Origin of the sequence: Microcoleus sp. S13_B4 (assembly GCF_036700885.1) — a bacterium.
Classification (GTDB): domain Bacteria; phylum Cyanobacteriota; class Cyanobacteriia; order Cyanobacteriales; family Microcoleaceae; genus Microcoleus.
Genome location: NZ_JAUBPU010000038.1, coordinates 1 through 15,975 on the forward strand (window position 1 = coordinate 1; position 15,975 = coordinate 15,975).

11 protein-coding genes are annotated in these 15,975 nt (G+C 45.8%); 7 read left to right on the top strand and 4 right to left on the bottom strand.

Translation table 11 applies throughout. The annotated features are described in order from the left end of the window. The first annotated feature begins 94 nt into the window (after positions 1-94). Positions 95-457, top strand: a complete 363-nt coding sequence (locus QT994_RS18560) for a phage holin family protein (RefSeq protein ID WP_333176900.1) — start codon at positions 95-97, stop codon at positions 455-457. A gap of 314 nt (positions 458-771) precedes the next feature. On the opposite strand, the gene QT994_RS18565 is transcribed toward QT994_RS18560, so the two are convergent. Together QT994_RS18565 and QT994_RS18570 are read right to left on the bottom strand one after the other, a co-directional pair. After that, positions 772-1,449 carry an N-acetylmannosamine-6-phosphate 2-epimerase gene (locus QT994_RS18565; RefSeq protein ID WP_333176903.1) on the bottom strand — a complete coding sequence of 226 codons (678 nt, stop codon included), beginning with the start codon at positions 1,447-1,449 and terminating at the stop codon, positions 772-774. Between the two features lie 145 nt (positions 1,450-1,594). Then, positions 1,595-4,141 carry an ATP-binding protein gene (locus QT994_RS18570; protein ID WP_333176907.1) on the bottom strand — a complete coding sequence of 849 codons (2,547 nt, stop codon included), beginning with the start codon at positions 4,139-4,141 and terminating at the stop codon, positions 1,595-1,597. 631 nt (positions 4,142-4,772) lie between these two features. On the opposite strand from QT994_RS18570, the gene QT994_RS18575 reads away from it, so the two are divergent. From QT994_RS18575 to QT994_RS18600, 6 genes are all read left to right on the top strand, one after another. After that, the gene (locus QT994_RS18575) at positions 4,773-6,059 is read left to right on the top strand and encodes a chemotaxis protein (protein WP_333176909.1); all 1,287 of its coding nucleotides are present in this window, start codon (positions 4,773-4,775) and stop codon (positions 6,057-6,059) included. Between the two features lie 203 nt (positions 6,060-6,262). Then, positions 6,263-8,185 carry a response regulator gene (locus QT994_RS18580; protein WP_333176911.1) on the top strand — a complete coding sequence of 641 codons (1,923 nt, stop codon included), beginning with the start codon at positions 6,263-6,265 and terminating at the stop codon, positions 8,183-8,185. 262 nt (positions 8,186-8,447) lie between these two features. Beyond that, positions 8,448-11,918 (top strand): PAS domain S-box protein, encoded by a 3,471-nt coding sequence (locus tag QT994_RS18585; protein ID WP_333176913.1) that lies wholly within the window; start codon positions 8,448-8,450, stop codon positions 11,916-11,918. Positions 11,919-12,201: 283 nt separating this feature from the next. Next, positions 12,202-12,588, top strand: a complete 387-nt coding sequence (locus QT994_RS18590) for a response regulator (protein WP_333046542.1) — start codon at positions 12,202-12,204, stop codon at positions 12,586-12,588. A 1,066-nt stretch (positions 12,589-13,654) separates the two neighbouring features. Continuing rightward, on the top strand, positions 13,655-13,963 hold the full coding sequence (locus QT994_RS18595; protein ID WP_333176915.1) for a DUF1830 domain-containing protein: 309 nt from the start codon (positions 13,655-13,657) through the stop codon (positions 13,961-13,963). Between the two features lie 74 nt (positions 13,964-14,037). Then, on the top strand, positions 14,038-14,388 hold the full coding sequence (locus QT994_RS18600) for a late competence development ComFB family protein (RefSeq protein ID WP_333176917.1): 351 nt from the start codon (positions 14,038-14,040) through the stop codon (positions 14,386-14,388). Between the two features lie 82 nt (positions 14,389-14,470). Here QT994_RS18600 and QT994_RS18605 read toward each other — a convergent pair whose 3' ends face one another. Next, entirely contained in the window at positions 14,471-14,824 is a 354-nt protein-coding gene (locus QT994_RS18605) for a DUF6464 family protein (RefSeq protein WP_333176919.1), read from the bottom strand. A gap of 411 nt (positions 14,825-15,235) precedes the next feature. Then, positions 15,236-15,967, bottom strand: a complete 732-nt coding sequence (locus tag QT994_RS18610; RefSeq protein WP_333176922.1) for a sucrose-phosphate phosphatase — start codon at positions 15,965-15,967, stop codon at positions 15,236-15,238. Positions 15,968-15,975: the final 8 nt, after the last annotated feature.

The following is a 15,975-nucleotide window of genomic DNA, read 5'->3' on the forward strand; positions in this document are numbered from 1 at the left end:
ACCTTAAATTTGTTGGCCATATTGCATCTCCTCTACTTTTAGCCTACATTTAGTGTACCTTCATAGTGAATTGGTATAAGGAGGTAGGGGCGCTGTGGAACCGATCGATTTTTTGATTGCTTGGCTGGTGACGGGCAGCAGCTTGCTGCTAATTTCTCAACTGCCGATCGGCGTAGAAATTGACAGCACACCGAAAGCAGTAATTTCCGCTGCGGTTTTGGGAATGGTGAATGTTTTAATTTTGCCAATTCTGAAAGCAGTTTTTTTCGTACCGAACCTACTGACGCTGGGATTGCTTTCCGGCGCCTTTGCTTTTGTAATGAACGTGATTGTTTTTGCCTCCGCTGCGAAGTTAGTAGAAGGATTTAGCTTGCGGATGGGCATTTGGAGCGCGGCGGTACTCGGGGCGATCGCCTTGACTGTAGTTAGCAGCTTTATCAACGGCGCACTGATTTAGCAACTTCCGCAGAAAAAGGGCGATCGAAATCGCCCCATATTTCCACACCTTACCTTCCGCGTTTCGTTTGCCTAAAAGCGATTTCTATCGCCGAATATTTATTCTCCCTTCTTCCTTCTATCCGTTACATCCGTTACATCCGTTAAACAATCCGTTGCCGAACTTCCTTCTATCCGTTACATCCGTTACATCCGTTACATCCGTTGCCGAACTTCCTTATATCCGTTACATCCGTTACATCCGTTAAACAATCCGTTGCCGAACTTCCTTATATCCGTTACATCCGTTAAACAATCCGTTGCCGAACTTCCTTATTACTTCCCCATCAGCGACTTATAGGCTGTCACCTTAAGATCAATCCCAGTAATATCTGTCCCGACAACAACAGCCGCGGCTCCTAAATCCAACGCTTTTTTAGCCATTTCCGGCCCCGATATCCCGCCTTCGCAGATAACAGGAACCTTAAGCTTTTCTACCATTTCCGCAAGCAAATCAAATCCCGGCGGCGATAAGTTTTCCGTCTGGGCAGTATAGCCAAAAAGAGTTGTTGCTACAGTATCTGCACCAGCTTCGCTTGCCGCGATCGCAGCTTCTATCGTATCTACATCCGCCATCACTAATTTGCCCAATTCGCTGTGAATTTGCGCGATTAATGTCTTTAAGTCTTCGCCACCAGCAGGACGGTTTCTCAGAGTAGCGTCAACGGCGATAATATCGGCTCCAGAAGCGGCGATCGCCCGCGCGTCTTCAAACCGAGGAGTAATGTAAATCTCGCATCCCGGCAATTGCTGCTTCCAAATCCCAATTATGGGAGCAGATATCTGTTTTCGCACCGCTGCAATGTGAGCCGGAGTGTCAATCCGCACGCCCGATGCACCTCGATTGATGGCGGTTCGAGCCATTGCTGCAATTACGATCGGATCGTGCAGTGGCGAATCAGCAGGTGCTTGACAAGAAACAATTAATCCTGTAGGAATTTGACAATTAATCATGGTGAATTGCGGATGGGGAATTGGTAATTGGGAATTACAAATTATACCAGTTCAAAAAAAGAATGTAACTGTAGACCATATCCCAACCCATATCCAATGAGTCATTCCCCAATCTAAAATCTAAAATCTAAAATCTAAAATTGTATTACCCATTACCAATCCCGGCCATTAAAGAAATAATTTTGTCAAGCAATTGCTCAGGGTCAATTGGTTTAACCAAACAATCGTTAGCTCCAGCCGTCACGGAAGATATCTCATCTGCGGGAATCTCTTTAGCGCTTAAAGCCAGAATTTTGATATTTTCAGTAGCGGGCTTTTGGCGCAGTTGGTGAATTATTTCACAGCCATTCATACCGGGTAAACGCATATCAACAATCACAGCAGTCGGCTGCAAAAGTTCAATTTGTTCGACCGCCGCCGAACCTTCAATCATCCACACTACTTGCAGTCCTGCTGCTGTCAGGATATCGCAAATCAGCATGGCAATTTCTTCATCTTCTTCGATGAGGACGAGGCTGCCCCGCGAGGAAGAATGCAGGGGTAGAGATGAATTCGATTTTTCATAGGTGAATTTTGTGGACTCATCTTTGCTTTGAGTTTGGATGGGTATAAAAACGGTAAAAGTAGAGCCGACATCAACTGTTGAGTTGACTTCGATCGCGCCGCCGTGAAGCTCTACTAACTGTTTAGTTAAAGCCAATCCCAGACCGGTGCCACCGTATTCGCGGCGGTAGGGGGAATCCAACTGCTGGAATTTTTGAAACAAAAGCGATCGCTGATCTTCGGGAATTCCAATGCCGGTATCTTTGATTTGAAAAACAGCGGTGCTGCCAGCAGGTGCAATACCGGGATGTCGTACTTCTGGCCTTCGATTTTTATCTTCTGTCACCCAAACTCGCAGGATTACTCGCCCGCCTTCGGGAGTAAATTTAATCGCATTTCCTAAAAGATTGAAGAGAATTTGTCTCAAGCGGCGCGGGTCAGCGATGAAGCGATCGCACTCTTGTTTTATGCGCTGCTCTTGCACCAGATCCACGCCTTTAGCCGCAGCTTTTTCTTTGAGGGCGTGCAGGCTCTGAGAAGCTAATTTGGAAAGTGAAAATTCACTAACTTTTAATACTGCTTTGCCCGCTTCTACTTGCGATAAATCTAAAATATCGTTAATTAATTCTAATAAGTGGTCGCCGCTGTCTCGGATAGTTTGCAGGTACTGCCGTTGCTTTTGCACTGGCACTTCTTTACTGCCAACTTTACCGTAAGACCACCGCAGCAGCGTGTCAGAAATGCCGATGACGCAGGTGAGAGGAGTCCGCAATTCGTGGCTCATAGCTGCCAAAAATTCGCTCTTGGCGAGGCTGGCAGACTGGGCGGCGACCAGTGCATCGCGCAGTTCTCGCGTGCGCTCTATTACGCGCTGTTCTGAGGTGCGCTTTTCCTGCTGGACTTGTGCATAAAGTTCGGCTTGGTAAATGGCGATCGCCAAATGTTCTGCTATGTGCCGCAAAAATGTTTTTTTGCTTTCTTCCCAATGCCGAACAGTACACTGATGGGCAATTAGCAGCCCCCACAACTCGTCTTGAACTACGATCGGCACTAGCAACTTCGCCCGCACCTTCGCCCGCCGCATCAACTCTAAAAAACAAGGCTGCGAAGAGTAAGTTGTTTCCACATCTGCCACGCACAAAGCCAAACCTTTGCGATATTTCTCTCGGTCAATTACTCCATTGGTAAAACACTGCGCGCCTTCACTAAAATTCAGTACAGACGAGATAGTATCGTTAGCTAAAGCTTCGTAGGTGACACGACCTAAATACAAGTAAGACCCGGAATTTTTGGGGATTTCGCCAGACTCAGAAACCGGCGCAAATATTTCTTTAGCTAACTCACGATTGTGCGGCGCTGGCACTTTTTCAAATTGATAAATTAACAGGCGATCGACCTCCAAAAACTCTCGCACTCGCTCGACTGCTTTTGACAAAATTACAGGCAATTCCAAACTCTGGCGGATTTGAGTTGTCACCTGATTCAAAAGTCGCTCTTGTTCAAGCTGCTGCTGCAAAGCATCTTCTACTGGCTGACAAAATGAAATGCAGGGACTAGCAATTTGTAATTGATTGACGGTTTCGGCAATCTGGCTCTGTAGCGTTTCTGGATCTATAACTTTGGGCGCTGATTTTCCCTCTATTTCTGTTTGGCTGTGTAGGGGTCGAGGATTATTTGGGCTGGCATTGGCAGCCAGAATATCCAGCAAATTTAGGGTGAATTCGCTTTGAATAACGGCTGAGTTGGGCTGTATATTTTTAATTCCTTGTTTGAGGGCGCGAATGTCAATTTGCCACGAGGGTGCGGGGGTTATTTCTGCGAGTTTGTCTGCGAGAGGAGACAGGAAATTGGCGATTGCCCCGGGCTCGAAAGTCAACTGCACATTCAATTGCGAAGGGAGATTTTTTTCGCTGTGCTTGTGTCCGTTTGTTGCGAACTCATCTAATAGATTGCCCCGCAGCAGCGCGCTAAAATGCTCTGATACCACTGCTGCAAACCTTTCCGACGAATTTTCCAGATTTTGAGAATCCGCGTAAGCATCGTCGCTCAGCCAAATCGCCCCGGGGAGTTCAGCCATTTGCTGTAACAACTGGTAAGCAGCCTCAAAGGTTGCTAGTGGCAAAGTCCGATTTAAGGTTTTTGATTTCAATCTAGATATTTTCCCGGTTGTTTTAAAGAACAAAATATGAGTGTCCCTGTTGTGAGGACGGAACCTGGGGCACAGCAGGCGCGGCCGATCCAACAAACTTGAGATGACAGTAGTCAGAAAGTAGGTAATAGAAGGCCCCGGAGCCAGAGAGCTAATTTCTCCCGATAGTTGTCATGTTTCTTCTGGGCGAGTGACCCGCGCTCCAGCGCTTTACGAGCGCGAAAGCGGTAGGAGGAAACGGCGGGAAGGGATACGGCTATATAATCGATCGCTTCTGGTTGTGTTTGTGAACCGGGTTGTTGATGGAAACTAAGGAATTCCACTCCCATTGCTGGGGTGAAGTTAGCACGCGCCTTTATTTTCTGAGCTGATTCGCCTAATGGCACGTCTTTAACCCAAATAAAAATGTTTAACCCTTAACGACACAACAGGGGACTAGCTACGTATCCGCTTGGTGTCATTACTCAAAAAACCTAGACATCAAAGGTCTCAGGCTGGTCAACGGAAAATGAAGTTTTAGGCCCGAAGCCCAGTCACTTCCGTGCTGGCTCGTTGACTACTTTCAACAATCTTATTCCAGTATAATATTAATATATAATTTGTTAACTTGTACTTAACACTATCCGGGTAAATGAGCAATCCAACTCAACTCACCCCCGATTTCAGGATCGGACATCTGCCGTGTCACGACTTCCAAGTGAGCGCTGCAACTCCAGGACAGGTAGTGGCTGAAAGATTTGAGCAAGAACCCGACCTGCCGGGAGTCATTATTACTCATGAATCACAGGTATTGGGCATGATTTCTCGCGTCAAATTTCGAGAGCAAATGAGTTTTCCCGATCGCGTAGAACTTTACGGGTCACACCCGATTCGAGCCTTGTTAGATTTTATTAGAATTCCGCCTTTGCTGCTTTCGGAAAACTGGAAAGTTGATGATGCCGTCCAAGCGTCCTTCAACAGGCACAAAGACTTGATTTATGAACCGATTATTGTGGTAATGGAAGACCAGAGCTACCGCCTTTTGGACGTTCATACTCTGGTGATTGCCCAGTCAAAATTGTTAGCGCAAGCTAACAAAGTTATTCAAAAATACCGAGTAGAAAGACACAAGTATTTGGCGCTATTTCAACAAGAACAGGCTAAATTTAATCAATGTAATGAGCTTTTAAAAATCCAACAACGTCAAGCAGAAAAGTCGCATATTAATCCCAGCTCCCAGCAATTGGCACTGGTCAAACAAGCTGAAGAAATTGCTCAAATGAATCAGCGATTTGTGAGGATTGCGAAACTGATTTCTTCGGAAGGTCGCCAAGCATTTCAAGCTACTTTTCAAGGTGCTAATTCTATTTGCAACAATACAGATAAAATTTTGGGAGTGGGCAAAGCAATAGCTAATGATTTAGAAACGGTTAACCGCACTTCCCGAACCATCCGGGAGGCGATCGAACAAGTCAGGCATTTAGCAGTACAGGTGGCTGTAGTTACCAATCAAATGGGAAGTCAGCCCAGCGGTCTGAGCAAAGTGAGTCTAGAAATTGGCAGGCTGGCAAGTAAAACGTTTGAATTGGGGACTCAAATGGAGCAAATTGCCAGTCGGTTTAAACTTCGAGTTCACGAACTCACGGAGGCAGCAAGAGCGGGTGCTAATGTGGCTAAATCCGTGACGATCAAGATTGATCGCGCAGAAATGGCCCTGTTAGAGTTGGAAGAATTAATAGCGGAAAAAAAATTTACTTCATTGACCGCTATCCAAGAACCTTTGGGAGTCATAAAAAGTGTTACCGCTGATTCTTTAGTTCAAGAACTAGAACACGCCGAAGTCGCGGTTTCCGAGTTGGAAAACTTAGTTAAACATCAAGATTCGTCGCAATATCTGATTCAAAAGATTCAGCAGGCGCTGAAGTCCAAAAAGCCCTAAAGTCCCAGCGCGAATCTAATGAAATATTACGAGAGGAAAACAAATAAAATCATCATAATAATTGACACTTATACTATTTCAAGAATAATATTTGTTATAATGAAGGTGGGTAATTTTTAAATTCAGTTGTAAAAAGGATATTTAATTAGCCCCAAAAACCGATAATAAAGTTCCAAGAAGAGTTGGAAGGACAGGTGACGTTTATGAAAATCCTGCTGGTAGAAGATGACACAGTTACAGTCAGTTTGCTGACTCAAGCGCTGGAGTCTCACAATTACAATGTGAATGCGGCAGCCGACGGTGAAACAGCGTTGCATTTGGTGCAGGCATACGATTACGACCTGATTGTTTTGGATGTGCTGATTCCTAAACTCGACGGCATTAGTTTGTGTCGGAAATTGCGAGCGTCCGGCTGCCAAATGCCGATTTTACTGCTGACAGCGCTAGATAGCAGCAACGATCGAGTCCAAGGTTTAGAAGCGGGTGCAGACGATTATGTGGTCAAACCCTTTAATCTCGAAGAATTAATCGCTCGAATTCGCGCTTTGCTGCGCCGGGGCAAGGCAACTTTGTCGAGTAAAAATTTGACCTGGGAAAAACTGCAAGTCAACCCCGACACTACCGAAGTAGCTTATGCTGAAAAAGTGCTGCACTTGACTCCCAAAGAGTACAATTTGCTAGAACTTTTCCTGAGAAATCCCAGGCGTATTTTCAGTCGCAGCGCCATCCTCGATCGCATTTGGTCTGCCGGCGAATTTCCTCAGGAAGAAGCCGTTACCGCTCACATCAAGGGGCTGCGGCAGAAGCTGAAAGCAGCCGGGATGATTGTAGATTTAGTGGAAACCGTGTACGGATTGGGCTATCGGCTCAAAAGCCGGCCGGAGGATATGGAGAACCCAAAAATTGCGGGGGAAACGGCAGAAACTGCTAAAAGTCCAGAGACTTTATCTGCTGAATCGAGCGGGTCGAGCCAGGAATTAAACAATGACGACCGCCGCCTCAAAGTCCTGAATGTGGTTGCCCAAATGCGGGTAAATTTAAAAGCAAATTTTATAGAAAAGGTGGCGATCTTCGATCGCGCGATCGCTCAACTCAAAAACGGAAGCTTGGAGGGCGAACTGCGCCAGGAAGCCCAGGCTCAGGCTCACAAATTAGTCGGTTCTTTGGGAACTTTAGGGCTGCCCAAAGGTTCAGAAGTGGCGCGCCAGATAGAACATTTGTTCAAGGCGGAAAACATCTTGAAACCGGGGACGGATCAGCAAATTGAGGGATTTCTGCATAAGCTCAAACAGATATTCGATCGCCCGTCGCCCGAACCAGAAGGCGATTTGGCTGCTCAGGTTTCCCCAAAGCGCCGAATGCTAATTGTTGATGATGATACTTTTGGGAGCGAGAAACTGAAAATAGCAGCATCCGGTTTTGGCTTCCAGGTAGAAGTCGCCAACTCTCCGCAAGCGGCAAGAAATGCGATTTCTCAACAGCCTCCCGACGCGATTTTGCTGGATTTGACATTTTCCAGATCTCAGGAAAACGGACTTGCTCTCCTAGCCGAACTCCGCAGTGAAAAACCCGAAATTCCGGTGATGGTTTTTAGCGGGCACAATCAATTGAGCGATCGAATAGAAGTTGCTCGTTTGGGAGCTTCCGGCTTTTTACACAAATCTATCCCCCCAGCCGATATACTCAAAGCAGTCGCCCAAGTCCTCGACCAGACTGGCCCTGCTGAAGCGAAAGTTATGGTGGTAGACGATGACGTGCATCTATTGGCTGCACTGAAAGTGATTCTACAACCTTGGGGATTTCAAGTAACAACATTGGACGATCCTGAAAAGTTCTGGGAGGTACTCGAAACCACTTGTCCGGATTTGCTAATTTTAGATGTGGAGATGCCCGGTTACAGCGGTATCGAGCTGTGTTTGGCAGTGCGTAACGATTTGCGCTGGAGCAAGCTCCCCGTGCTATTTTTGACTGCTCATTCCGAGTCGGAAACAGTGCGCCAAATGTTTGTCGCAGGTGCTGACGACTACGTGAACAAGCCGATCGTGAAACCGGAATTAATTGCTCGCCTCCTCAATCGTTTGGAGCGGACTCAACTCAGAAACAGACTGGCTCAGGCACAGCGCTAATCCCATTTTAGATTTAAAGAATTAAAGAATTGAAAAAGTGGGAATGACTGATGAGATATGGGTTTCGATCACGTACCTACAGTTGTATTCTTTTTTTTAAATGGGATACCTAGGAGCAAATATGCAGTGCGTGTCCGAAACAAATCAGGAAGCCTTAGCCAAGACTTGGGATTGTTAGATTGTGTGATTCCGACGCGGTGCTATTGATTGATGCTTGGCCGCTGATCAAGAACACAGGCTAATTTAGAGAAGTATTAATCAGATGAAAGCAATGTTATTGCCCTCAGACACAGGCACTCTCAATAACAGCGACTGCGAACTAATTTACGCCCCGGGTTCGATTCAACCTCACGGCATCCTTTTGGTGCTGGAATCTCCGGCGTTGAAAATTTTGCAAGTTAGCAACAATACTTTTGAGGCGATGGGCCTTTACCCCGAACAACTTTTGGATAAATGTTTAGAGGAATTTGTCGAGACTGAGGAAATTGAGGCTATTGAAAAAGCTTTATTTGAAAAAGACCACCAACGTAACAGTATCAGATTATCATTCACAAGTCAAGACCGCAAGTGTTTTTTTGAGGGGACGCTACATCAATCAAATTCAGCATTAATTGTTGAACTAGAGTCGGTTGTTTCCCCAAAAACGAGCGCTTGTTTCAATTATTATAATTTAGTCCAAGAGCCGATCGACAAAATCCACAAAACACCAAACCTGCAAGTGCTGTGTCAGACAGCAGTTGCAGAAGTGCGGCGGATGATCGGTTTCGATCGGGCGATCGTCTATCAATTTGATGCCACCGGGGCGGGGGAAGTTATCGCCGAAGACAAAGTAGAAAGTTTGGCTCCTTTATTGGGGCTGCACTATCCAGCTACCGATATTCCCCCCCTGGCAAGAAATTTGTTTAACATGAATTTAATTCGGTTTATTCCCGATATTAACTGTCAGCCTGTCGAACTAATTCCTCACTGCAATCCGTTGACGGGTCGCCCCCTGGATATGGCCTATTCTTTGTTGAGAACAGTTTCGCCTTGCCACGTTCAATATCTCAAAAATATGAACGTGGCCGCTAGCATGACCCTGACATTAATCAAAGATAAAAAAGTCTGGGGATTGCTCGCCTGTCACCATCCAACACGAAAGTATGTAAACTACGAAACAAGATCTGCTTGCGAAATGCTAGCAAAGTTTGTGAATCTAGAACTCAGCTACAAACAAGATAGCGAAGACTGGGAATATGGAATTTATTTAAAAAAAAATTGCCATAAATTTATCACAGAAATCTCTCGAAAAAACTGCTTTGTAGAAGGTTTGCTTACATTACCAGATGAATTGCTGGCCTTAGTGGGCGCTACGGGTGGAGTTGTGTGTGCCAATGAAAATTTAACAACCATCGGCAAAACCCCGGAATTGGGAGAAATAAAAAACTTAATTACTTGGATAAAAGGTCAAATAAATAATGATGTTTTTTATACAGATTCTCTCTCAAAACTGTATCCGCCATCCGAGAAGTTTCAAGAAGTTGCTAGCGGTTTGCTGGTGCTTGCCATGTCCGAGATGCAAAATTATTACATTTTGTGGTTCCGTCCCGAAGCAATTCAAACTGTCAACTGGGCCGGTCAACCAGACGGGCAAATTGAATTTAAACCGGATGGCAGCCGACCGAGGTCTCCTCGCACTTCCTTTGATTTGTGGCAAGAAACTGTGAGGTTAAAATCTTTGCCTTGGCAGCGGTGCGAAATCGAAATAGCCCGAGAACTTCGAGTTGCTATTACTAGCTTGGAGTTGCGGAAAATTAATCAGCAGCTTAGCTTAGCTTTGTCGGCTACCAAAATCGGATTTTGGGACTGGGACTTGCAGAAAAATCGCATTGTTTGGTCGAGGGAACACGAAGAGTTGTTTGGGTTGGCCCCGGGAACTTTTGCGGGAACTTATCAAAGTTTTGCAGCTTGCATTCACCCAGAAGATTTAAAAAATACGGATAATACTATAAATCAGACCCTGGCCCAGCGAGCAGATTACTTTCTGGAATACCGCGTGGTTTGGCCCGACGGCAGCATTCACTGGATTGAGGGAAAAGGTAAGTTTTTTTACAACGAAGCAGGCGATGCAGTGCGGATGGTGGGGACAGTTACAGAAATTACCGATCGCAAAGCTATAGAATTACAGTTGCGCCTGTTGGAATCAGCAGTCACCACCACTGACGACGCCGTGTTAATTACCGAAGCCGAACCGATTGACGAACCGGGCCCGCGAATTCTTTATGTCAACCCAGCTTTCACGCGGATGACCGGCTATACGCTAGAAGAAGTTTTGGGTAAAACACCGCGCATCTTGCAAGGAGAAAAAACAGACCGCGCCAGTCTCGATCAAATTCGGACAGCTTTGGAAACCTGGCAGCCGGTGCGGGTTGACTTGATCAATTACCGCAAAGACGGGACGGAATTTTGGGTAGAAATGAGTATTGTGCCCATAGCTGACAAAAATGGTGAGTTTACCCATTGGGTATCTGTGCAGCGCGATATTAGCGATCGCAAACTTGCTGAAGCCGCCCTCCAACAGCTCAACGAACGGTTAGAAATGCGAGTTTTGCAGCGAACCAGAGAACTAGAAAACTCTCAAGCAGAACTCCGGGAAAGCGAAGCTTTATTTCGCTCTCTGAGCGAGAGTTCCCCCGTGGGTATTTTCAAAATCGATACTGAGGGGAAATGTACTTATACAAATCCTCGCTGTCAAGCAATTGGTGGCTTCACACCTGCCGCAGCTTTAGGAAACGGCTGGAGGCGGTTTGTTCACCGCGAAGACCTCAAACTAATTCTGTCTAAGTGGTCCCAATCGCAATCGCTAGATGGGGAATTTTCCTGCGAATTCCGCCACATCCAGCGAGACGGAACTATCCGCTTTTGTCGGCTTAAAACAGCTCCGATTTTTTCCGACAGATCTCAACTAATTGGTCACGTCGGCACAGTCACAGATATCACAGAAAGTCGGGCAATTGAAAAAATGAAAAATGAGTTTATTTCGATTGTCAGCCACGAACTGCGAACTCCCCTTGCCTCCATTCGTGGTTCTTTAGGTTTGCTGGCGGCTGGGGTGCTCAAAAATAAACCGGAAACTGCCAAACAGATGTTAGAAATCGCCTCTAACGATACCGAACGGTTAGTGCGTTTGGTAAACGATATTCTTGACTTAGAACGGCTCGATTCGAGCCAAGTTATCCTCGTCAAGCAGTGGTGCGATGCCCAGGTTTTGATGCGGAAGTCTGCAGAAGCTGTACTTTCTTTTGCTGCTGAAAATAGCATTGATTTGTCGATTTTGCCTGAAACAGCCCAAATTTGGGCTGACCCGGACAGAATCGTTCAACTGCTGGTAAATTTGTTGAGCAATGCGATTAAATTCTCCGCTCCAGGGAGTACAGTAACTGTCAGGGTTGAAGATTTGGGCGATTCCCTACGGGATAGCTACGCTTCACGGGTTTTATTTGAAGTCAAAGATCGAGGGCGGGGGATTCCTGCAGATAAACTAGAAACTATCTTTGGACGGTTTCAACAAGTCGATGCTTCTGACTCCCGCCAAAAAGGAGGTACGGGTTTGGGTTTGGCTATCTGTCGCAGCATCGTACAGCAGCACGGCGGCAGAATTTGGGCCGAAAGTGTTGTCTCAGAAGGCAGCAGTTTCTATTTCACAGTGCCTGCACCGTTGGAAGGCGAAGGGGGAAAAAGTTTGGAGTTTTGAGATTGCTTTGATAACAGATCGCGACAGCTAACGTTCCTCGCAACGCACGCGGGGAGGATGAGTTTGGGAGGCTTATATGTCGATTTTTCTGTTTTTGGTTTAAGTCGGTGAGCGGCAAAATATAGCAACCGCGCTCGACGATTAGGATGTTCTTAAGTGCTGAAACTCTTAATTTTATTGCTTCTTCCTTCTGCTATATCTGTGAAGAAACCGGGTTGATGAGGCAGCGTGCGTAAGTCCTCTTTCGGTTGGCCATGATTAATTTAAAAGTTGAGTTTCAATTATGTCAGCAAAGCGCATTCTGGTAATCGATGATGAAAAAAACCTCTCCAGCGTGATTCAGGCTTGTCTGGAACATTTAGGCGGCTGGACTGTACTAAGCGCGCCCTCCGGCAGCCAAGGATTGCTTTTAGCTGAAACTCAACTCCCTGACGCTATTCTGCTAGATGTGATGATGCCCGATATGGACGGACTTACTCTGTTTGGTTTGCTGCAAAACAATGCGGCTACTCGCGGGATTCCGGTTATTTTCCTGACTGCTAAGGTGCAGGCACTGGATTTGAGCGAATTTGCTGATTTGGGGGTAGCGGGGGTGATTGCAAAGCCTTTCGATCCTTTGAGTTTGGCACAGCAAGTTGCGGAAATTCTGGGTTGGGAACCGTTGCTTTAAACTGGGGTAAAATGCGATCGCACATAGCATATCAAACTCGGCAGTTGAAACCCTTACTAGACAAACAAAGTTGGCCCCGCCCGACTGAAGAATCAAGGGGGCATTAAAGCCGGATGACGATCGAAAATTCGCTTTCTCGTTCCCTTGATTCTTGCAAAAATCACGCAATTATGTTATTAGACGGGGTTTGTGTGTCCAGGAAAGTCCTAGTTTTTCCTGGTGTTTTCAGAATTTCCTCATTTTTTTGATTTAGCTTTGAGATCGATCGGTGATTGGTTAATTTAAACTCTGATTCCCTAGAAGTTCCAGAGATGCTCTCAGGGAGTCGGGGTTTTTTGTTACCCGCAAAGCCTAAAGGCTAACACCGTATTTACAGGCAGAATAACTGCCCCAGAAGTTACGCACACTTGCCTCAAGAACGGTTTTTTTTAAGCCGGGATCACAGAGGCAGCGAAGTTTTTTGGTAAGAAACCCGGTTTCAGGCTGCTAATCCAAGAGTTACGGAGAGTTCCCTCAGAAACCGGGTTTTTTAACCTACCATCACAGGTGCAGCCTATTTTTTTGGTAAAAAACCCGGTTGTTGCCTAAGTGTTGTAATCCCTGCTTCGGCAAAAGTATATTTATCAAAAAAAATTATGACCTTCATAATTTCCTCATATTTTTTAGATAATATTTAGTCCAAGCTCTTGAGTTGAAAGTCTATGCCATCTCAGCACCATTTCGCTGCCAAAGAACGAACCTGTTGTCAGGAGCTTTCGGGTCAGTGACGGTACTTTTGATTAACTGGTGCCACAGCACAACCAGCCTGCATAAGTCAGGGGTTAGGCAGTGCCTACCACAAAAACCGGGTTTTTAACTGGGAAAAACGGGGTTGGCGCGCCAGTCCTCTAAGTGTTAGCCGGAGAACTCAATGGTAAAAAAATTAATAACTGAAGATGTGATGCGCGCTCTCGAATAACACCCCACAAATACGTCGGTCGTTTTGTCAAGAGCCAAACTCGCAATAGCCACTAACAGGCAAAGCAAAGTCTCAGTAAGTTTTTGAAAGAGTGTGGAGATTTTTCAAATGTCAGATCAGCTATCTTCTAAAGGTAAGAACCAGATTTTGTGCTATTACGCAAATGTTAGCAACCTAGTTCAGGTGGTTCGGATTGAGAACATTCCTAATTTCTACTTTGAAAGAGTGATGTTTCCGGGACAGCGACTGATGTTTGAAGCTGCTGCAGAAGCAGTCTTAGAAATTCACACGGGTGCGGTGGCAACTGCTATTTTATCCGACAAGATTCCCTGCTACGTGCTGCGGGTTATAGAAGAGGTAAGTTCCGAGATCGAACTTGTGATTCCCGAAGGACGATGTGCGGTATTAGCAGGCTAAGATTCAGCAGAAATCACACGAGAGCGAGAGCGGCAAAAAAAATAGTAGTTAACCAGTATTTTGGGACGGGAAAAATGCAGAAAAATCTTGTCAATATTACCTTGGCAGTAGTCACAGAGGAAGTAGAAATTATCTTGGAGTCTTATCCCACGCATCCCTACCAACAAGCTTTTTCGCCTTCGGGCTTGCGACAGGATTTAATTGCTTACGTGCTCACCCGAGTTCCTAATAGATATACTGCGATCGACTCCGGCGAGTCTGTGTCAAACCAAACAGTTCAGGTTCGCTGTTCTTCTGAGCAGTTGCTGCACATAGAAAATTTGATTCATACTGGCATTCGCGACGTGCTGCACAGCTATCAAAAGATAGATTATCGCCTTCCTGAAGAAGTTAAATTCGATTCCAGAGTTCCTAGTGGGTTTTGATAGTTTGTCGTAAATGAGGGAGACGCCGAGATTCTCGGCACTCTCGGTTGGGCGAGGTGGAATTGTCCACGGGCTCGATGATTCAAGACTTTTGGTAATCGCCGCAGCCGTCGCACGGGCCAGTAGGTTTGACAGCACAGCGCAGAATTTCCGATCGAGCATTAAAGCGACAGCTAGCATCTCCGATAACCCAGATGCCACTTACAAAAGTTCTTTCCGTCGGCGGTGTGGCCGACTGCACGTACAGGGCAATTTTTTGCAGTCGGTAGCGGCCGGATTGGAGTTGATAGCGGTGGTGGCGTTCCAAAACAGCATAGGTTTCTCCCTCTAAATCTAGATAGTTCCCCGGTTGTGGCGTCCAATCCAGCCGAATGCTACCTAAATATTGGCGGGGGTGAGAGAGAATCACCTCTACGGGTAAAGTATTTTGTTCCATGTGGCGGTGCGTTCGCGAACTGAACTAAAGGGGCAAATAGTTGCCTAAACCGACATTTTCTTCATCTAGGAAGATAACTTCTTCTAGAGAGAGTAATTTCGGTTGAGGCGCTAAACTTAACTATAGAACCTTTGGCGATCGGCGGATAGCCGACTAACCAACAGGGCTAGGAAATAAACTTCAACTCGCTTGAGGTAACTAAAGTTAAGTTCGATTAGCTTTGATAAAGCAGTACACGCTGATGGTATCGCAACTAGCAGGTTCGATCGATACGCGGTTGAGATTCCTGAACAGATTTTAACGGTTTGCAGGACTTGGGGTGCTTCGGGTGCGTTTGTACTGAGGACTTCAGTCGTCTGATTTGTAGGAGGACTTCACTGCTGACTACAAACCAAACCGGATTTTCGGCAATCAAAATTCCCAAAAATATGCCATTCCTTCCATGATTCCCCAAGCGCAAGCAGAACCTGCTAAATAATGATTTTCAGTGCCAGATTCGCGATGCCATTCTAAGAGTTCTGACAGAGCATTAGCGACGATTACTCCCCGGACATCCTGTTCAAACATATTGATATCATTGCCAGAATCACCGCAAACTAATGTTGCCTCAGATGGAATTTGTAGGCGTTTTTGTAAATAAGTAAGGGCATTGCCTTTATTGCTAGTTTGCGGTAAAATATCTACATCGCGATTGCTGCTAAAAATGATTTGAGCTGGTAGTCGCGATTCAGTTAACTTTTGCTGCAAAGTCTGGAGAGTCGAACTATTTTCTGCTGCTGGTTCCAGACAATAACTGATTTTCCAAGGATTTTGTTCTTTTAGGGATTGGAGTTTAAGCTGGGAAAACTGCTGAGCTAAAGAGGCGATTGCCATTTTATCCCAGTCTTGAGAAAGATACTCCGCCCAATCTAAATCGAGGATTCCGTCTTGGTAAATTTCGCTGCCTACACCTGCGATCAAATAGTCGGGTGCTAGCAGTTGCTTTTGGGCAATTAATTCGCAAGTGGAAGCATAAGAACGCCCGGTAGCGTAAACCAAACAAATTTGCGATCGCTTTGATTGCAAGCGCTGGTTTAAAACTTGAGTTGCTTCGTCATCTCCGACTAGCGTGTTGTCTAAATCTGTAACTAATAAAAACTTCATTTTGGGAA

Coding starts and splice junctions, on each gene's coding strand:
- QT994_RS18590 (WP_333046542.1), top strand. CDS start 12,202: ATGTCAGCAAAGCGCATTCTGGTAATCGATGATGAAAAAAACCTCTCC.
- QT994_RS18600 (WP_333176917.1), top strand. CDS start 14,038: ATGCAGAAAAATCTTGTCAATATTACCTTGGCAGTAGTCACAGAGGAA.
- QT994_RS18595 (WP_333176915.1), top strand. CDS start 13,655: ATGTCAGATCAGCTATCTTCTAAAGGTAAGAACCAGATTTTGTGCTAT.
- QT994_RS18605 (WP_333176919.1), bottom strand. CDS start 14,824: ATGGAACAAAATACTTTACCCGTAGAGGTGATTCTCTCTCACCCCCGC.
- QT994_RS18585 (WP_333176913.1), top strand. CDS start 8,448: ATGAAAGCAATGTTATTGCCCTCAGACACAGGCACTCTCAATAACAGC.
- QT994_RS18575 (WP_333176909.1), top strand. CDS start 4,773: ATGAGCAATCCAACTCAACTCACCCCCGATTTCAGGATCGGACATCTG.
- QT994_RS18580 (WP_333176911.1), top strand. CDS start 6,263: ATGAAAATCCTGCTGGTAGAAGATGACACAGTTACAGTCAGTTTGCTG.
- QT994_RS18565 (WP_333176903.1), bottom strand. CDS start 1,449: ATGATTAATTGTCAAATTCCTACAGGATTAATTGTTTCTTGTCAAGCA.
- QT994_RS18610 (WP_333176922.1), bottom strand. CDS start 15,967: ATGAAGTTTTTATTAGTTACAGATTTAGACAACACGCTAGTCGGAGAT.